The organism is Acinetobacter soli (genome assembly GCF_018139125.1).
In the GTDB taxonomy this organism is placed as follows: Bacteria; Pseudomonadota; Gammaproteobacteria; order Pseudomonadales; family Moraxellaceae; genus Acinetobacter; species Acinetobacter soli.
In genome coordinates this window covers 2,672,512-2,691,098 of sequence record NZ_CP073241.1, presented here as the reverse complement: position 1 = coordinate 2,691,098, position 18,587 = coordinate 2,672,512, and the positions used below count along the sequence as shown (strand labels likewise).

At 45.6% G+C, this 18,587-nt stretch carries 22 protein-coding genes; 15 read left to right on the top strand and 7 right to left on the bottom strand.

Going from position 1 to position 18,587, the window contains the following annotated elements; translation table 11 throughout:
* The first annotated feature begins 17 nt into the window (after positions 1–17).
* The 6 genes from purC to KCV09_RS12360 all read left to right on the top strand — a co-directional run bounded on the left by purC (position 18) and on the right by KCV09_RS12360 (position 5,154).
* Positions 18–737: a phosphoribosylaminoimidazolesuccinocarboxamide synthase gene (gene purC / locus KCV09_RS12385; protein ID WP_004933683.1), complete on the top strand. Its 720-nt coding sequence runs from the start codon at positions 18–20 to the stop codon at positions 735–737.
* Between the two features lie 489 nt (positions 738–1,226).
* The gene (locus tag KCV09_RS12380; protein WP_151816091.1) at positions 1,227–2,012 is read left to right on the top strand and encodes a transporter substrate-binding domain-containing protein; all 786 of its coding nucleotides are present in this window, start codon (positions 1,227–1,229) and stop codon (positions 2,010–2,012) included.
* A gap of 33 nt (positions 2,013–2,045) precedes the next feature.
* On the top strand, positions 2,046–2,711 hold the full coding sequence (locus tag KCV09_RS12375; protein ID WP_004944663.1) for an amino acid ABC transporter permease: 666 nt from the start codon (positions 2,046–2,048) through the stop codon (positions 2,709–2,711).
* Positions 2,712–2,713: 2 nt separating this feature from the next.
* Positions 2,714–3,382 (top strand): amino acid ABC transporter permease, encoded by a 669-nt coding sequence (locus KCV09_RS12370; protein WP_004944662.1) that lies wholly within the window; start codon positions 2,714–2,716, stop codon positions 3,380–3,382.
* Complete coding sequence (locus tag KCV09_RS12365; protein WP_004933673.1) at positions 3,360–4,091, top strand: amino acid ABC transporter ATP-binding protein; 732 nt, start codon at positions 3,360–3,362, stop codon at positions 4,089–4,091. The genes KCV09_RS12370 and KCV09_RS12365 overlap by 23 nt, the downstream gene beginning before the upstream one ends.
* Positions 4,092–4,299: 208 nt before the next feature.
* Positions 4,300–5,154 carry a formate/nitrite transporter family protein gene (locus KCV09_RS12360; protein WP_048765360.1) on the top strand — a complete coding sequence of 285 codons (855 nt, stop codon included), beginning with the start codon at positions 4,300–4,302 and terminating at the stop codon, positions 5,152–5,154.
* Here the strand turns inward: KCV09_RS12360 and KCV09_RS12355 are convergent.
* The 6 genes from KCV09_RS12355 to KCV09_RS12330 all read right to left on the bottom strand — a co-directional run bounded on the left by KCV09_RS12355 (position 5,151) and on the right by KCV09_RS12330 (position 12,082).
* Positions 5,151–7,187 carry a putative bifunctional diguanylate cyclase/phosphodiesterase gene (locus tag KCV09_RS12355; protein ID WP_151820156.1) on the bottom strand — a complete coding sequence of 679 codons (2,037 nt, stop codon included), beginning with the start codon at positions 7,185–7,187 and terminating at the stop codon, positions 5,151–5,153. The genes KCV09_RS12360 and KCV09_RS12355 overlap by 4 nt on opposite strands.
* A gap of 221 nt (positions 7,188–7,408) precedes the next feature.
* On the bottom strand, positions 7,409–7,747 hold the full coding sequence (locus KCV09_RS12350; RefSeq protein ID WP_025096027.1) for a DUF6176 family protein: 339 nt from the start codon (positions 7,745–7,747) through the stop codon (positions 7,409–7,411).
* Between the two features lie 69 nt (positions 7,748–7,816).
* Positions 7,817–9,091 (bottom strand): replication-associated recombination protein A, encoded by a 1,275-nt coding sequence (locus tag KCV09_RS12345; RefSeq protein WP_171497712.1) that lies wholly within the window; start codon positions 9,089–9,091, stop codon positions 7,817–7,819.
* Positions 9,092–9,170: 79 nt separating this feature from the next.
* Positions 9,171–10,304 (bottom strand): ASDC family class C beta-lactamase, encoded by a 1,134-nt coding sequence (blaASDC, locus tag KCV09_RS12340; protein WP_407651960.1) that lies wholly within the window; start codon positions 10,302–10,304, stop codon positions 9,171–9,173.
* 51 nt (positions 10,305–10,355) lie between these two features.
* Positions 10,356–11,546 carry a PQQ-dependent sugar dehydrogenase gene (locus tag KCV09_RS12335; RefSeq protein WP_151815222.1) on the bottom strand — a complete coding sequence of 397 codons (1,191 nt, stop codon included), beginning with the start codon at positions 11,544–11,546 and terminating at the stop codon, positions 10,356–10,358.
* Positions 11,547–11,668: 122 nt separating this feature from the next.
* Positions 11,669–12,082 (bottom strand): Cd(II)/Pb(II)-responsive transcriptional regulator, encoded by a 414-nt coding sequence (locus tag KCV09_RS12330; RefSeq protein ID WP_119025527.1) that lies wholly within the window; start codon positions 12,080–12,082, stop codon positions 11,669–11,671.
* Between the two features lie 64 nt (positions 12,083–12,146).
* On the opposite strand from KCV09_RS12330, the gene KCV09_RS12325 reads away from it, so the two are divergent.
* Positions 12,147–12,785 carry a cation transporter gene (locus KCV09_RS12325; RefSeq protein WP_212515222.1) on the top strand — a complete coding sequence of 213 codons (639 nt, stop codon included), beginning with the start codon at positions 12,147–12,149 and terminating at the stop codon, positions 12,783–12,785.
* Here KCV09_RS12325 and KCV09_RS12320 read toward each other — a convergent pair.
* Entirely contained in the window at positions 12,782–13,234 is a 453-nt protein-coding gene (locus tag KCV09_RS12320) for a YcgN family cysteine cluster protein (RefSeq protein ID WP_004933643.1), read from the bottom strand. The two genes, KCV09_RS12325 and KCV09_RS12320, sit on opposite strands and share 4 nt — an antisense overlap.
* A gap of 187 nt (positions 13,235–13,421) precedes the next feature.
* Here KCV09_RS12320 and KCV09_RS12315 point away from each other — a divergent pair, with 187 nt between their 5' ends.
* From KCV09_RS12315 to ahr, 8 genes are all read left to right on the top strand, one after another.
* Positions 13,422–13,580, top strand: coding sequence for a DUF1328 domain-containing protein (locus tag KCV09_RS12315; protein ID WP_004933640.1), 159 nt, complete (start codon positions 13,422–13,424; stop codon positions 13,578–13,580).
* Between the two features lie 193 nt (positions 13,581–13,773).
* The gene (locus tag KCV09_RS12310) at positions 13,774–14,517 is read left to right on the top strand and encodes a dienelactone hydrolase family protein (protein ID WP_212515221.1); all 744 of its coding nucleotides are present in this window, start codon (positions 13,774–13,776) and stop codon (positions 14,515–14,517) included.
* A 59-nt stretch (positions 14,518–14,576) separates the two neighbouring features.
* The gene (locus tag KCV09_RS12305) at positions 14,577–14,939 is read left to right on the top strand and encodes an HIT family protein (protein ID WP_004933633.1); all 363 of its coding nucleotides are present in this window, start codon (positions 14,577–14,579) and stop codon (positions 14,937–14,939) included.
* Between the two features lie 130 nt (positions 14,940–15,069).
* Positions 15,070–16,104, top strand: coding sequence for an A/G-specific adenine glycosylase (mutY, locus tag KCV09_RS12300; protein ID WP_151746026.1), 1,035 nt, complete (start codon positions 15,070–15,072; stop codon positions 16,102–16,104).
* Between the two features lie 37 nt (positions 16,105–16,141).
* Complete coding sequence (locus KCV09_RS12295; protein WP_004933628.1) at positions 16,142–16,678, top strand: M23 family metallopeptidase; 537 nt, start codon at positions 16,142–16,144, stop codon at positions 16,676–16,678.
* Positions 16,679–16,689: 11 nt separating this feature from the next.
* Positions 16,690–16,935, top strand: a complete 246-nt coding sequence (locus tag KCV09_RS12290; RefSeq protein ID WP_151815238.1) for a hypothetical protein — start codon at positions 16,690–16,692, stop codon at positions 16,933–16,935.
* A gap of 34 nt (positions 16,936–16,969) precedes the next feature.
* Complete coding sequence (locus KCV09_RS12285; protein WP_151815224.1) at positions 16,970–17,524, top strand: DNA-3-methyladenine glycosylase I; 555 nt, start codon at positions 16,970–16,972, stop codon at positions 17,522–17,524.
* Positions 17,525–17,547: 23 nt separating this feature from the next.
* The gene (ahr, locus tag KCV09_RS12280; protein WP_004933617.1) at positions 17,548–18,570 is read left to right on the top strand and encodes an NADPH-dependent aldehyde reductase Ahr; all 1,023 of its coding nucleotides are present in this window, start codon (positions 17,548–17,550) and stop codon (positions 18,568–18,570) included.
* Positions 18,571–18,587 lie beyond the last annotated feature (17 nt).

The window sequence follows — 18,587 nt, the reverse complement described above, 5'->3', positions numbered from 1 at the left end:
TTGAAAAAGGTTCCCCCATGTTAAAACAAACCTTGCTCTATACTGGCAAAGCAAAATCTGTATACGAGACAGACAGCGCAGACCATTTGATTTTAGTCTTTCGTGATGATGCCTCCGCGTTCAATGGCGAAAAAATCGAACAACTAGATCGTAAGGGCAAGGTCAACAACCGTTTTAATGCCTTTATTATGGAAAAACTGGCCGAAGCAGGTATCGAAACGCATTTTGAACAGCTGCTTACACCAAACGAAGTGTTGGTGAAAAAGCTCGACATGATTCCAGTCGAGTGCGTGATTCGTAACTATGCGGCAGGTTCATTGTGCCGTCGCTTAGGTGTAGAAGAAGGCAAAGAACTGACTCCGCCAACATTTGAATTGTTCTTTAAAGACGATGGCCTTGGCGATCCAATGGTAAACGAATCTCAAGCCATTGCTTTAGGCTGGGCGACAGCGGATCAGTTGGCTAAAATGAAAGAACTTACCTATCAAGTCAATGATGTGTTAAAAGCATTGTTTGATGCGGGTAACATGATTCTGGTCGATTTCAAACTTGAATTTGGTGTGTTCCACGACCGTATCGTCCTTGGTGATGAGTTCTCTCCAGACGGTTGCCGTTTGTGGGACAAAGACACCAAGAAGAAACTTGATAAAGACCGTTTCCGCCAAGGTTTAGGCGGCGTGGTTGAAGCCTACGAAGAAGTGGCAGCACGCTTGGGTATCGATTTAACAGATATCTAATTGTCTTGTGTTTAAAAAAAAACAGCGCTTGGCGCTGTTTTTTTATGTTTGCTCCATCTTTATTTTCTTAGTCTATCGTCGAAGGCAATTCTGGTGCAAAAATTAAGCATCGATCAAAAATGATCCAAAAAAGTACATTTTAATACATCTAGAACATTCATCCACTACTTACTTCACTCTATAAACCATATTAAGATACTGAAAAATATTAGTTTTTTAAAAAATATTTTTTAGTATTCGATTCAGCCTCGATATCGATGTTTATCTTCTGGTCTGACCTGGTCTTACCAGAAGGGGCTATTTCCGTTTTTTTATACTCATTATTAAGCATTTTAAATAGTCCAACTTTTTATTGATTCAATTATGAAAACCTTAAAGCAATTTAAAATCATATACTTATATTAATTAATTTTCTTTTTTTCATCATGGCATGGTTGTTGCTAAATCTAGATACACAATCTGTTCTCCCCTATGCTTGCTGGAGTGACCATGTCAAACCGTACATCCTTTGTTTTTGCTTTAACCACGCTTTCTGCTGTTTTAGTTTCAAACTTTGCTCATGCCGATGCCCTAGCCGATATTAAAAAAGCCGGTGTAATTAAAATTGCAATTCCGCAAGATTTTCCGCCATTTGGCACTGTGGGGACCGATTTAAAAGCACAGGGCTACGATATTGATGTGGCCAAACTGATTGCACAAGATTTAGGAGTAAAATTGCAATTGGTGCCAGTCACCAGTGCCAACCGTATTCCCTATCTGACCACCAAAAAAGTGGATTTGGTGATTTCAAGTTTAGGTAAAAATCCTGAGCGAGAAAAAGTCATTGATTTTGCTGGACCCTATGCGCCTTTTTATAATGGCGTGTTTGGACAAAAGAATATCGCGGTAAAATCTGCTGCGGATTTAGCGGGTAAAACGATTGCCGTCACACGTGGTTCAATCGAAGATTTAGAGCTGAGCAAAGTCGCACCAAGCTCAACCACCATTAAGCGTTTTGAAGACAATAACTCGACCGTATCGGCTTTTTACTCAGGTCAGGTGAATTTGATTGCAACTGGCAACGTGGTCGCGGGAAGCTTAAGTAAACACTTTAGCAAAAAGCCGCTTGATACCAAATTCATTATTAAAAACTCGCCATGTTATATCGGTCTAAATAAAGGCGAAGCAGCTTTACAAAGCAAGCTCAATGCCATTATTAAAACCGCAAAAAGTAACGGTCAGCTCAATCGAATTTCGGTGCAATGGTTGGGTGCTCCTCTTCCAAAACAACTCTAATGTCACCCACGTCCGTTTGAATGAGAGATCGAGATGGCCTACGAGTTTGAGTTTTCCAGTGTTCTGCCCTACACCGGCATGATTGCCGAAGGGCTGGGCCGTACAGTGGTTCTAACACTGATTGGTACGGTGTTTGGCTTGGCACTGGGGGTGATTGGGGGAGCATGCCGTGCTTGGCGTATTCAACCGGTCAGTGCCCTGTTTCGGATTTATGTCGAAGTGATCCGTAATACCCCGTTTCTGGTGCAGTTGTTTTTTATTTTCTTTGGCTTACCCGCCATTGGCGTGACCATGAATGCATGGACTGCATCCATTTTGGCCATGATTATCAATTTGGGGGCTTATAGTACCGAAATCGTTCGTGCTGGTATTCAGGCCACGCCCAAAGGTCAAATCGAGGCAGCAGCTTCACTGGCCATGACCCGCTTTCAAATTTTGCGACATGTGGTTTTGCCACCGTCACTGGGTCGGGTCTGGCCAGCGCTGTGTAGCCAAATTATTATTGTGATGCTGGGTTCTTCGGTGTGTTCGCAAATTTCGATGGAAGAACTCACCTTTGTCGCCAACTTTATTCAGTCGCGTAATTTCCGTGGCTTTGAAATCTATATTGTGGTGGCGGTGCTGTATCTGGTGTTGGCGGTATGCGTTCGCGCAATCTTGATGCGAATTGGACGTGTCTGCTTTAAAGGGAGCGTTTAATCATGATGATGATGCAAGAATTTACGCTCTGGAACATTATTCAAAATCTGCTGAATGGCTTGGGCTGGTCATTGCTGTTATCGCTGATGGTGTTTGTGCTCGGTGGCTTGTGTGGCTTACTGGTTCTGATGCTTCGGATTAACCCAGATCCGATATTACAAAAAGTTGCTGTGGTGTATATCGAATTTTTTCAGGGTACGCCGCTGCTGATTCAATTATTTATGACCTTTTTTGGCCTGTCACTGTTGGGTATTGATATTTCACCATGGGCTGCTGCTGCCTTTTCACTCACAGCCTATGCTGCTGCCTATTTTGCCGAAATCTGGCGCGGCTGTGTACAAGCGATTCCAAGCGGTCAATGGGAGGCGGCTGCAAGCCTTGCGATGACGCGTTTACAGCAGTTTCGTTATGTGATTTTGCCTCAGGCAACTCGTATCGCCATTGCACCAACAGTCGGGTTTTCCGTACAGATTGTAAAAGCCACTGCCGTTACCTCGATCATTGGTTTTACCGAACTGACCAAAACTGGTTCTGTACTGGCCAACGCCACCTTTGAACCATTCTTGGTTTTTGGATTGGTTGCGATCGGTTATTTCATCTTGTGTTATCCACTATCTGCCTTGGCAGCTTATCTTGAGAAGAAACTTCATGGCTCTGCTTCACATTCATAATTTGCATAAACGCTTTGGCGATCACCATGTACTCAAAGGTATTGGACTAGAAGTGGAAGCTGGTTCAGTGGTGTCGATTATTGGCCGCAGTGGTTCGGGCAAAAGTACTTTGTTGCGATCAATCAATGGCCTCGAAACCATCGACGAAGGATACATCGAGGTCGATGGAACCTTACTTGAAGTCGGGCAAACCGATTTAACGGCACTGCGCCTGAAAGTCGGGATGATTTTTCAGCAGTTTAATTTATTTCCACATTTGAGCGTGATTCAAAATGTGATGCTGGCGGTCCAGATTGTCAAAAAAGTCGATAAGGCGGCGACTCGTGATCTGGCCATGCTGATGCTGGATAAAGTTGGTTTAAAACACAAAGCCGATGCCATGCCGAGTCAGCTTTCTGGCGGACAGCAGCAGCGTGTTGCGATTGCACGTGCATTGGCCATGTCGCCTAAAATCTTGCTCTGTGACGAGATTACCTCGGCACTCGATCCAGAATTGGTCAATGAAGTTTTGGCAGTCGTACGAGACTTGGCCCAAGATGGCATGACCTTGATCATGGTCACGCATGAAATGCGCTTTGCCCGTGACGTGGGCGACTACTTGCTGTTTATGCATGAAGGTCGCGTACATGAATACGGCCGTGCTAAAGAATTATTTGCAGCACCGCAAACCGATGAATTACGTTCGTTTATTCATTTAACTCACGCCTAAAACCTGTTCAGGGCAATTCATCTGCAGGATGTATTGCCTACTTTTTTCTACCGTCCTCAGTGATCTAAGATTACATAAATCACCTCGTTGAATACTGGACTCTTTGTAAAAATCTTATAAAAATAAAGAGAATAACACGCATAAATCAATGCCAGATGCTGGCTTATATGCATTTCAAAATCACATGATCACAATAAAGGAAATTGCAATGAGCGAGACTGAAAAAGAAAAAGCCGAGGTTGAAAAAGAAAAAAACGACAACAATCTAAGCTGGCAAGAGCGAATGGCAGTGGAAGAACACGAAAAGCTTTCGCCCCGCTTGGTTTATGAAATTATCCGCCGCGATGGCATTGAGGAGCTGAACCGTCCGACCAAGGCGCTGATTTTCTCGGGTATTACCGCAGGCGTGATTATCAGCTTCTCCTTTGTTTTTAAAGCCATTCTAACCGCCTACTTGCCCGCAGATGCACTTTGGGTAGATCTGGTCACCAACATGGGCTACACGGTCGGATTTGTACTGGTCATTATTGGACACATGCAACTTTTTACCGAAAACACCATTACTACGGTGGTTCCACTCTTTAATCCGTTTACCTTTGATAAGCTCAAAGGCGTATTTCGGCTGTGGGGGATTGTATTTGTCTGCAATTTAATCGGAACGGCGCTGGCGGCCTTATTTTTACTCAACGCCCAGCTTTTTCCACCAGAAGTTGATCAGGCTTTACACGAGCTGGCCCATCATGTAGCTGCGTTGAGTGCCACAGACAATATTATTAAGGGAATCCCTGCGGGTATCCTGATTGCATCCTTGGTCTGGATGCTCCCTTCGGCCACCAACAAGTTTTTACTGATTTTCTTTATTACCTATCTGATGGGTTTGGGCGGATTTACACATGTGATCGTCGGCTCGGCAGAAATGGCCTACTGGGTATATCAGGGGCAGGCATCGCTTTATGACTATGTGCTTCAGTTTTTACTTCCGACCACCTTGGGCAATATTTTGGGAGGAACAGGCGTGTTTACCTTACTGATTTACGGACAGGTGAATGAAGAACTGGACTAATCGTGCAGCGTCTTGATCGGTAGTGGTCGCCCAAACAAAAAGCCCTGAAAACTAAAGCATTGGTTTTCTTTTAGGCAGTCGAGCTGCTCTTGAGTTTCGACGCCTTCGGCGACAATATTCAAATCAAGCAGATGCGCTAGACGGATAATCGTATTCACAATCGCCAGATCGCGCGGATTATCCACAATATTTTTTACAAAGGATCGATCGATCTTGAGCTGATCTAAAGGCAATAGCTTCAAATAATTCAGCGATGAATAGCCCGTGCCAAAATCGTCCATCGAAAAGCGAACGCCAATTTCAATCAGTTTTTTCATTTTTTGAATTGAACTGTGCATATCGCGATAAAACATACTTTCGGTCAGTTCTAAACGCAGGCGATGAGGATTGGCCTCTGTTTCGCGAATGATCTGCATGACGTTGTCTTCAAAATCGGATTGGCGAAATTGCTGTACACTAATATTGACCGATACCGTCCAGTGCGCCGAATGTTCATGCTGGCTCCATTGGTACAACTGCTGACAAGCCATCCGTAACACGCGATTGCCAATATGATGGATCAGATCCGATTTCTCGGCCTGTTCAATAAATTCGCCGGGTAAAATCAGCCCCCGTACCGGATGAATCCAGCGCAATAATGCTTCATAGCCAATAATGGTTTTATGCTGATCCACAATAGCCTGATAATACAACTCGAACTCATCTCGAATCAGTGCCTGCCGTAAATCTGAAATGAGCGAGGCGCGTGACACCACCTGCGATTCCATCAAAGGATCGAAGGTACAAATGCAGTTTTTTCCGTTGGCCTTGGCTTGATAAAGCGCCATATCCGCATATTTGAGCAGTGCATTTTGTGGAATGGAATCATCTTTAAATACAAAAATTCCGATACTGGCACTGGTTTGAATGACCTGATTTTCAAGTACAAAAGGCTGATAAATCACTTGAGAAATACGCTCTGCAATCGAATGTGCCTGCTGATGCGCTGTGGCCTCATCTTCACTTAAGTGAGACAGAATAATCAGCAGCTCATCACCACCCAGACGTGCCGTGGTTTCTGTTTCCCGCACACATTTGCTGACCCGTTTCGCCACCATTTTGAGTAAATGATCGCCGTAGTCGTGCCCCAAGGTATCATTGACCGTTTTAAAGTTGTCCAGATCCATCATCATGATTGCACTATGATGTTGCTCGTCTTTACTGGCCTGAATCACCTGCGTTAGCCGCTCTTTGACATAGCGTCGATTGGGCAGTCCGGTTAATTCGTCATACAGCGCCATGTACTTGGCATGATCTTCGGAAGATTTCAACTGCGTGATATCGGTTCGGATAGAAATATAATTCTTTAATAAACCATTGTTGTCTTTAAGCGGCACAATGGTGGTATCGACCCAGTACAAATTGCCATGTTTGGTACGATTACAGATCTCACCTTTCCAAATCTGTCCTTGAGCAATGGTTTTCCACATGGTTTTAAAAAATGTCCGTGGATGATAGCCCGAGTTGATAATTTTATGCGTGCTGCCCACCAGTTCGTGATATTCATACTGCGAGATATCACAAAATTTCTCGTTCACATGGGTGATGATGCCACGATGATCGGTGATGGCCACAATCGAATGCGCATCGATCGCCAATTTGTAGTTTTCAAAATCTTTCAGAATTTTCGCAAGCTGCTGCTGCATGCTAAGCTGATCAGCTTGTTCAACCACACTGAGGGTGATGCCCGCGACCTGCTGATCGCCTGAAAAATAAGGCGATACAAAGGCCATTTTAGAGAGAGTGCCCTGCTTGTGACATTGAATCTGCCAGCAGGCCTGTCCCGAGTGTCCCTCAAATGCGGGTTGCAATAAGGGATAAATATGCTGCCACCAGTCATCTGGAAGTAGATCTTGCAAATCGCGTTGCTGACATACCGCGACATCCATGTTAATGCGTTCAAAGAACGCTGCATTTCCACCACACACCGTCATATTTTTATTTAAATGAGTGATGCTATTAACTGTATGATCCAGATTTAAACTATTTTTCACTTTTATATCAGCACTATTTATTCTATAGACAAATCTGTCTATAAGTATAACATCATTTGTCATCCGTTTTATTTGGCATAAAAAATCTATTTAAATATTAGAAACATACTTTTACTATAAATTATAATTTTTTAAATTGTTCATTTTTAATAGATTAACTTGAAGATATATTCATGATTAACGGATCGATGGTATTTGATCCGTTATAATCTACTTAAGCATTATGACATTTTATCTGTTGTATCATTTTCTAAATCCACCAATAACTTTGCAGGATAGACACGATCCCAGTTTTCTTTAAATTTTTTATGGATCGCATCGATTTCAAAGGTACTGGTTTTCGCAACCTGTTGCGCATGTTGAATATCTCGCGCGCGCATGTATGCAATTAAATAATGATGATGCTCGAGCTCCAAATGAAACCATGATTCAATCAGAACACCTTCTGCTTTTAAGGTTTCAATGGCTTCTGATTTCCTCTGCTCGATAATGCTTTGCCAATCTTGGACCTGATCTTGACGGTCCGCTTTTAATCGAATTAAAACTGCTCCAACATCCATTCTTTTTACCTATTTTTCTCATAATTCTATTGATAGAACTCTCATCTTTCTTGATGGGAGTTCCTTTGATTATTGTTGCTGCTGCTCGTGTTGCCAGCGACGTTGCTGTAAACGCTCACCTTCGACTTCACGCTTGTTTCTGGCGTATTCGTACAGCTTGGTGCCTTTGAGTTCAGGCGGCAAATACTCTTGCTCTACAAAATGCTCCGGATAATGATGTGGATACAGATAATCCACACCATAGCCCTGCTGCTTCATCAGTTTGGTCGGTGCGTTGCGTAAATGCAATGGTACAGGCAAATTGGCGGTTTTTTCTGCCAAAGCCAAGGCTCGATCGATGGCCAGATAAGTGCTGTTACTTTTCGGACTCGTAGCCAGATATACGGCACACTGGCCCAAAATAATTCGCGCTTCGGGCATGCCCACAGCCTGCACTGAGCGAAAACATTCTCCGGCCAACAGCAATGCATTCGGATTGGAGTTACCAATATCTTCAGAAGCGGCAATCAGCATGCGCCGTGCAATAAATACGGGATCTTCCCCGCCTTTCAGCATTCGTGCCATCCAGTATAGCGCTGCATCCGGATCACTCCCGCGAATCGATTTGATAAAGGCCGAAATGATATCGTAATGCTGTTCACCCGATTTGTCGTAGCGGGCAATATTTTGTTGCGCCACCTTGACCGTTACGGCATTGGTGACCAGATTTTCCTGATCAGGCTCAAAAGTACTGGCAATTAAGTCGATCAGGTTGAGTGCCTTACGGGCATCACCAGCGGCGAACTGAAGCAGCGCATCGTATTCTTCAATATGAATATGGCGCGCTTTTAAAAAGGCATCCGAATCGAGCGCTCGATCAATTAAGCGTTGAATGGCATTTGCATCGAGCACATTCAAGGTATATACCTGACAACGCGACAATAGCGCACCATTCACCTCAAACGACGGGTTTTCGGTGGTGGCACCAATCAGGGTAATCTTGCCTTTTTCAACCGCGTTCAGCAGCGCATCTTGCTGCGATTTATTAAACCGATGAATCTCGTCAATAAATACCACGGGAGTCAACAGGTCGCCACTTTCGGCAATCACCTCACGCAGCTCTTTAACCCCGGTATTGAGTGCAGACAGACTGATAAAAGGCCGGTCTACCGCCTGTGCCAACAGCAATGCAATGGTGGTTTTACCCACTCCGGGTGGCCCCCAGAAAATAATCGAGGGCAAATGGCCCTGATCAATCATTTGACGCAGTGGCGCATGTTCACCCAGCAAATGATCTTGTCCAATAATTTCTGATAAATCGCGTGGACGTAAACGTTCGGGAAGTGGAATATGAGTATCTGACATCATCAAAGACTTTATGGGGTTTTCCTGTAGTCTATTGCGTCTGGTGCAAATCTACAATTTGAATCTACACTGCAACTGATCATTTGTTGTGATTAGACTGAATAAGCTGCGTAAGCGTGGCATAGGCGGCACGAATGCGGGCTTCATTAGGAAAATTACGGTTTGCCAGCATGACCAGTCCAATCTGCTCACTTGGAATAAATACCACATAGGCCGCAAAGCCATTCGTTGCACCAGTTTTGTTTAGCCAAGTTTGTGCTGGCGCTTTGACCGGATGAGCAATCGGCTGAGCCGGCTGTGCATTTAGCGCCATTTGAGTTGAATTACCGGCCAGCAAAGTGTCTAAAGCAACAGGATAGGCATACTGCTCCCACCCCAAACCTTGCTGCATAGGCCCAACCTTAAAATAAGCGATTTGTGTGCTTTCCACTGCTTGTTGCATGGCAGGTTTGAGCCGCTGCGGATTCAGCTCAGCATCTAAAAACTTGAGCATATCGGCTGAGGTACTTTTGAGCCCATACGCCTGTGCATCAAACATCCCCGGTGAAACCCGAATCGCTTGTTTAGCCTTATAGCCCCATGCGTAATGTGGCATCTGAGCAGTTGGAACCTGAATATATGTATGGCGCATGCCCAGCGCCACCAGCAAATTGCGCTCCATTAAGGTGGTGTACGGGGCTTTCATGGCTCTCGCCGTCAGTTCTCCCATCAAACCAATGCTCGGATTAGAATATTCACGAATACGGTCTGGGGCTGCTTTGGGCTGCCACTGCTGAAAATACTTGACCATGTCGGATTGAGTGGTGACCTGCTCGGGAAACTGTAGCGGAAAGCCCCCTGCGGTATAGGTACCCAAATTCAGTAGCGTAGCCTGATTCACGGCACTTTGTTTTAACTCTGGAAAATACTGTGCGGGATGATCGCTGAGTTTCAGATTGCCCTGTGCTTGCGCATAACCTGTTAGGGTCGCTGTAAACAGTTTACTCACAGAACCAAGTTCAAATAGTGTTTGCTCAGAAACCGCCTGCTGGGTTTGTACGGATGCCACACCATAATGACGGTAGTAATGCCGTCCGTGCATGGTGACTGCAACGGACATACCCGGAATCTGATACTGATCGATCAATGGCTGAAAATGCTGATCGATTTGATGCTGAACCTGCTGCGCGCTCAGTGGCTGAGCGACTGCAGTACAGGAGATGAATCCTGCCATGCAGCCGGTAAAAGTGAACGATGCGATACGATGTAAATAAGTGGATTTCATTTAAAGTCTGTCGGTTGATGATTTGGGCGTTAATTTGAGTAGGCTGGCATTGGCACCATCTTGAATCACCCAAAGACTTCCATCTTTGGCGGCATGCACGCCTCGAATCCGATGTTGCATATCAATGCGCTGTACTTCCTGTACGGGTTGCGATTGAAGATCAACCACCACAATGGATTCAGAAGATAACCCGCCGATAATGGCTTTATCTTTCCATGCTGGAAAGGCGGTATGCTGGTAAATAATCATACTGGACGGAGAAATAACCGGTGTCCAGCTCACCTCAGGCGCTTGAAATTCTGGGCGAGTATCGTGATCGGGAATTGGTTTTCCTGAATAATGATCACCATTGGAAACAATCGGATAGCCATAGTTGGCACCTTTCACAATCCGATTCAGCTCGTCACCGCCTTTGGGGCCCATTTCAACGACCCACAACTGACCTTTGGCATCGAAGGCCATGCCCAACGGGTTACGATGACCCAGTGACCAGATTTGCGCAGCAACGCCACCTTGATTGGCGAATGGATTCCCGGTTGCTGGCGTGCCATCGTCATTTAAGCGCACAATTTTGCCCAAATTCGACGTCATATCCTGCGCTGGATCAAACTTTTGTCGTTCACCTGAACTGATCCAGAGTTTACCTTCCTGATCAAAAGCTAAACGGTGTGCATAGTGGCCCTGTCCTGACATTTTGGGCACTTGCGTCCAGATTTTTTGAATATCGGTCAAACGTGGCTGTGCTGCACGGGTCTGATCGAGTTTGGCACGGATTACCACTGCACCGTATCCACCGGTGCCTGCCTCAGCATAGCTCAGATAAATCCAAGAATTTCGCGCGTAATCGGGATGCACAATCACATCGCCCAATCCGCCCTGCCCGCCATAACTGACTTTCGGCACACCCGCAACCTCAAGACTTTTTCGAGTGGCTGGATCAAAGAGTTTAAGCTTGCCTTGACGCTCGGTGATCAGTAATCGGTCATCGGGTAATGTGGTCAGCGCCCAAGGCTCATTAAATTTGGCAACCGCTTCCTGGTTAAATGTTTGCTCTACGCGGGTTGCCTGTTGCACGCTTGAGCTGCTTTGCGAATTGGATTGGGGTGCTTTGGAGTTGGTGTTGTTTGCACCGCACGCCCCCAACAAAATAAAGCTACTACACAGTATCGACGTGGCAAATTGCTTCGTCATCTCGTTATACTCCTGAGTCTTTGATCTTGTAGCATAAAAAATTCAGACTCGGCACAATGCTGTGAATATGTAGTTTTGTTTTACCAGATATGTCGAGAGACTAGCACAGTCAATCAAGACGACTAGATTGAGGGATCATGCTCTTTGAGCGTTTGTACAATTTTACAGTCGTCGATGGTCGTACTTGACTGACAACGTTGCCTGAGTTGTTGCAGCTCGGTTTTAAAGCGTTCAAACTGTTTGATTTTTTCATTGATGTGACCCAAATGTATTTCGATCGCCTGATCGACCAGCGTACATTGCTGTTCAGGATGCTCGAGCAATTGCTGCAATGTCTCAATCTCTTTTAAAGACATCCCAAGCTCTCGACAATGTCGTATAAAAATCAGTTGATCCAGTGCCTGATCATCATAGTAACGATAGTTATTGTCTGCGCGTTTGGGTGCTTTGAGCACACCACGTTTTTCATAGAAACGGATGCTGTCGACAGAAACCTGCGATTTTTTTGCCAGTTCACCAATTAAATATTTCATCATGTGCTTGACCTTGGAGCGGCTCCAGCCTTTTTACTCAGCTTATCCCATACTGAGGAACTTGCATATGGCTCACTGCTGTCAACATCACCCACCCGAAAAATATCAGAGTGCTAAATTTAAGACGGCATTATGGATTGCACTTTTACTAAATCTTGGCATGTTTTTGATTGAAGTTTTCGGCGGTGCACATATTGGCTCGACTTCGCTATGGGCCGATGCACTGGATTTCTTGGGTGATTCCGTCAATTACGTCATCTCGATTTTTGCGTTGGGCATGAGTCTGTACTGGCGGGCCACCGTTGCACTGCTTAAAGGCCTGACCATGGGGATCTTTGCCCTGATTGTATTGCTTAAAGTACTCTGGTCGATATTCTACGGCATGGCACCTGAAGCAATGACTATGGGTGCAATTGGCTTTATGGGCTTAATGGCCAATCTGATCAGCGCGATTGTACTGTTTGCCTTTCGCGATGGCGATGCCAATATGAAATCGGTGTGGCTGTGTAGCCGTAACGATGCGATTGGAAATTGCGCCATTATGCTGGCTGCACTCGGTGTGTTTGGTACCCAAAGCATCTGGCCCGATCTGGTGGTGGCCTCAATCATGGCCTTTTTGGGTTTGACTGCCGCATGGAGCGTTACTCAGCAATCACTTCAAGAGCGTCGGGACAGCCAAGTCATACAAAGTCGTAGGGCAGATTAACGAATCCAGCGTACGATGTATTCCTCGATATCGTCTTCATGTACCTCGGTTTCTGAAATACATCGCCCTGCTGCTGATTTGCGTGCTTTTAGCATACTTTGCCTTGAGCCCGTATTTAAATAATGCCATGAAGGTAAGTTTTTCCCTTCATTTAAACGCCGATAGGCACAGCTCGACGGTAACCAACGAATGCTTTGCAAACGCTCAGGTGTCAGTTGAATACAGTCGGGCACGCTGGCTTGACGATTTTCATAATCAGAGCAACGCGCAGTGTTGCAGTCGAGCAGTTTGCAGGCCACCTGCGTATAGGCAATCTCATGCGTGTCTTCATCTTCAAGTTTAATCAGACAGCACAGGCCGCAACCGTCGCACAGGGCTTCCCACTCTGCTGTATTGAGTGCATCAAGCGGATAGTGTTTCCAAAATTGGGGACGCAGTGCGGTGGTCATAGTGAATATCTCGGTACCAGAGCCTAAAGTATAACACTCTTTGCTGACCCTTCGTGGTTGAGCGACCTTGTAACAAATGTTTCCTCAAGATGCTGTGTTTTATACATTTTCGCCACATAAACAACACATAGCCATCTGAAATTTCGCTCTATATTGAAAGAACGATAAATATAAGGAGATCAAAAAAATGTTCCGTTGGGCGATTATATTTGCAGTGATTGCACTTATTGCGAGTCTGTTAGGGTTTGGTGGCGTTGCTGGCTTGTCCAAAGATTTCGCAGTGATCTTACTCGTAGTTGCTGTTATTTTGGCAATTATCGGATTTATCTCGCGTGGTAGGGTATAACGATTCATTCGTGTCTATACGTTTCAACCATAAAAAAGAAGGATCGTACCGTACGGTCCTTCTTTTTTATCTTGAAAATCTTACATCAACCCACTATTTTTTTGAACATCCTAAGACCATGTAGCAGGCTCTTTGAGTCACATAGTGCCTGATCTGCAAAAGCTGACTTTTATTCTTTATAAGGATTTAACCCATGACAGCATCGATTATTACCCGTGAAATTGAGTACACCGCAAAGGACGGTACCCATCTGATTGGTTTTTTTGCAGCCCCCGCTAATAAAAGCCCGGTTGCAGGTGTGATTGTGGCACCTGAATGGTGGGGTCGCACCGACTATACGCTACAGCGTGCTCGTGAATTGGCCGAGCATGGTTATGCGGCACTGGCGATCGATATGTATGGCGAGAAAAAAGTGACCACAGAGGCAGCCCAGGCCAATGCGTGGATGACGCAAACCTTTCAAGATCCAGATACCATCGTCACACGTGCAACAGCGGGTCTTGAAACACTCCAAGCACAACCTGAAGTGGATGCAAGTCATGTGGCCGCGATTGGATTTTGTTATGGCGGTAAAGTTGTGCTCGATCTGGCACGCGAAGGCGCGCCCTTAAAAGCAGTCGTTTCGTTTCACGGCACACTCGCCCCGAAAGCACCTGCACAAAAAGGACAAATTCAGGGTGAAATTTTAGTGTTACATGGTGAAAAAGACAGCATGGTCACACTTGAAGATGTTGCTAAATTCAAAGAAGAAATGAACAATGCAGAGGTGGACTACAGCGTCGTGGTATTGGAAGGTGCCAAACATGGCTTTAGTAACCCGCTTGCCGATGAACGGGCCAAAGCAAATGGGGTAGATTTAGGCTATAGTGCACAAGCAGAGCAAGACAGTTTGGCTGCTATGTATGCCTTACTTGAACGTCATCTGTGTGCAAAGTGATGTATAAACGGTGCTGGGACACAAGGGTTTAAAGAACAACATCAATCGAGGATATGAAAATGACAGAGAAAAAATGCCCTTATTGTGAATTTGACGACTACGACGTCATTGATAAAAATGATTTTGGTGTAATTTTACCCGAGGCAAATCCTCTGTCCAAAGGACACTCCATCATCATCCCGATTCGTCATGTCAGTTCTTTTTTTGAAGTGACAGATAAAGAGCGTAAAAGCCTGCTTTCTTTACTCGAACTTGCACGTAATGAACTCAAACTTCGTCACCAACCCGATGGTTTCCATGTGGCTTTTAATGACGGCGATGTCTTTGGCGAAGCGTCTGAGCATCTGCATATTCACATCATTCCACGCTATAAAGGGCAGCAGCTCAAGCTCGATAAGCGCTGGGGGATTGTGCAAGACTAAACCGGCACACGCATAGTATCAGCTCAGGGACGATCAATGATCGTCCCTTTTGCATGGCTTTACTTGCAACGGATAGCTGTGATAATTCAATTTGGGTATACTGACCCCTTCCCTGCCGCTGTATGATTTCATGTCTGATTTTTGTTTTTCCGATGCATTGCTGACTTGGTTTGATCAACATGGCCGACACGACTTGCCTTGGCAGGTGGCCGATGACCCTTATAAGGTTTGGGTCTCTGAAATCATGTTGCAGCAGACACAAGTCAAAACCGTATTGCAATATTTTGAACGCTTTATGACGCGCTTTCCCACTGTCGATGCGTTAGGCAGTGCTACATGGGATGATGTCGCGCCCTACTGGGCCGGTCTGGGCTATTATGCGCGGGCACGCAATCTGCATAAGGCAGCAGGCATTGTGCATCGGCAAGGTCATTTTCCTCACGATCTAGACGGCTGGATGGCCTTACCCGGAATTGGACGCTCCACAGCTGGCGCATTGATGTCGCTCGGATTACGCCAATATGGCGTGATTATGGACGGCAACGTCAAACGTGTCTTATCACGTTTTTTGGCACTTGAAGATGACTTTAGCAAACCTGTCAACGAGCGCATGCTGTGGCAGATTGCAACGCAGCTCTGCCCTCGGCAGCGTAATCACGACTATACCCAAGCGATTATGGATTTAGGTGCAACCATTTGTACGCCTAAAAAACCGTTGTGTTTGTATTGTCCGATGCAGCAGCACTGCAAGGCACATCAGCAAGGCATTGAAAGTGAATTACCTTTTAAGAAACCCAAAAAACCAGTGCCGATACGCCACGCCGAAGTACTGTTAATCCAGTCGGAACAACAGTGGTTTTGGCAGCAACGCGATGCAAGCGGACTTTGGGGTGGCTTGTGGTGTCTCCCGATTATCGAGCATTCAGGCGAGATACAGCAATGGGTTAGGGAGTATGGTCTCAGTCCGCTGGCACAAAACGTACAGATCAGCCACAGCTTCACCCACTTTACTTGGGTGTTGAATGTACAGATGTTTCACGTGGAACATGATCAAAAGGAGCATCTGATGAGTGCGGCTGCCGGCGAGTGGCTCAGCCCCGAAGAAGCCACATCTCGGGGTATTCCCACCGCGATGAAAAAATTGATCTCTGCGCTGGATTCATGACATAGTGATGCCCAAAAGACACATCCAAGGAGGAGCTGTGCGCCCTTTTTTTGTCTATATTGGGATCATCTTTGTAACGGTTGTGTTGTCTGCCTGTACCACAACACCAAAAAAAACAACGCCTCTGCCCAGCGCAGATCTGGCACGATTAAAGGCCACCCCGCTCAGCCATCGCCTGCCCATTCCGGTGAAAGGCATTCAACGCGATGCACTCAGTGATACATGGGGAGCTGCGCGCAGTCATGGTCGTCGGCATGAAGGCATCGATATACTTGCTCCACGTGGAACAAAAATATACAGCACCACCGATGGGATTGTTGCAGACTTACGAGACAACAACTTAGGTGGTAAAGTCATCTGGATTATTGGTCCGGCCGCTTCATGGCATTATTATGCCCATCTGGACGGACACAAACGTGGTTTAAGCGTGGGTGATGCTGTCAAAAAAGGCGAGCTGATCGGGTATGTAGGCAATACCGGAAATGCACGCCATACTCTTCCCCATTTGCATTATGGGCTTTATCTGGACGGAAAAGGCCGTGGTGCAGTAAACCCTTATCCATATTTACGTTAGGAACTTAAATGATGTCTGAAGCTTTGGTTAATCGACTGGTCGAATTTGCCGAATCGGGGAATCAACAAAAAATCTGTATAGATGGTCAAAGCTATCAAGGCTGGATCATGGAAATTACAGAGGATGCCCTCTTGATCAGTACTGGCTATACCGATAAATCAGGTCAGGATTTCTGGATCAAGTTTGAAAACTTAGAACGCGCAGAATTATATTATTGGGACACATCGTCCGATCAATGGACGCGTTTTACATTATAACAATAGATTAAGATTCAATTTCAAGGAGCATAAGATGAGTGTTCGGCGCTGTGGCTGGTGTTCTACAGATCCTGTGTATATGGCTTATCACGATCATGAGTGGGGTAAACCCCAACATGATGAAGCCAAACTCTTTGAAATGTTATGCCTCGAAGGTCAACAAGCTGGGCTTTCGTGGATCACGGTGTTAAAAAAGCGAGAAGCTTATAGACAACATTTTTTTCAGCATTCCATTGAAGAAATTGCCAAGTTCACAAATGACCAACTGGAACTCAAATTAGAGGATAAAGGCTTGATCCGACACATCGGCAAGCTCAAAGCCATTCGTGATAATGCGATTGCTTGGCAATCACTTAAACATCAGACACAGGATGTTTCAACATGGTTATGGGAAAAGGTGCAACATCAACCAATACTTAATGATGTTCAAGATTATCGGCAAGCCCCGGCTCAAACAGAGCTCAGTGTCCAGTTGTCTAAACAACTTAAAAAACTTGGATTCAAATTTGTAGGACCCACGACCTGTTATGCATTTATGCAGGCTGTAGGCATGGTGAATGATCATGAAGATGATTGTTCGTTTAAATGAGTCAAGCATTAAGGATGTCAATCATGAGCAGTAATGAAATTCAAGCTTACGCCGCAATGAAAGCTGGCGAAGCACTCGTGCCGTATACATTTGATGCCGGTGAACTATTGCCCCATCAGGTAGAAGTCAAAGTCGAATATTGTGGGCTGTGCCATTCCGATGTTTCGGTCATCAACAATGAGTGGCATTCTTCGGTTTATCCGGTGGTGGCAGGTCACGAAGTCATTGGTACCATTACGCAGCTTGGCAGCGAAGCCAAAGGGCTCAAACTGGGTCAACGTGTCGGGATTGGCTGGACGGCAGAAAGCTGCCAGGCCTGTGATCAGTGTATCAGTGGTCAGCAGGTCTTGTGTACTGGTGAAAATACCGCAACCATTGTTGGCCATGCGGGTGGCTTTGCCAATAAAGTCCGTGCCGGCTGGCAATGGGTCATTCCCTTACCAGACGAACTTGATCCAACCAGTGCCGGGCCACTGTTGTGCGGTGGAATTACCGTGTTTGACCCCATATTAAAACATCAGATTCAAGCGATTCATCACGTTGCCGTGATTGGGATTGGCGGACTGGGGCATATGGCCATCAAGCTATTAAAAGCATGGGGCTGCGAAATTACTGCGTTTAGTTCAAATCCAAGTAAAACCGACGAACTCAAAGCCATGGGTGCCGATCACGTGGTCAATAGCCGTGATGATGCCGAAATTAAATCGCAACAAGGTAAATTTGATTTACTGCTGAGTACGGTCAATGTGCCTTTAAACTGGAATGCGTATCTAAACACATTGGCACCTAATGGTACCTTCCACTTTTTGGGCGTGGTGATGGAGCCGATTCCTGTACCTGTCGGTGCGCTACTTGGAGGTGCTAAATCACTAACCGCATCGCCTACTGGCTCGCCTGCTGCCTTACGCAAGCTGCTCGAATTTGCTGCCCGTAAAAATATCGCGCCGCAAATCGAGATGTATCCTATGTCGAAGCTCAATGATGCGCTTGAGCGTCTACACTCGGGCAAGGCACGTTATCGAATTGTGCTCCAAGCCGATTTTTAATCTGCTCGCATAAATCT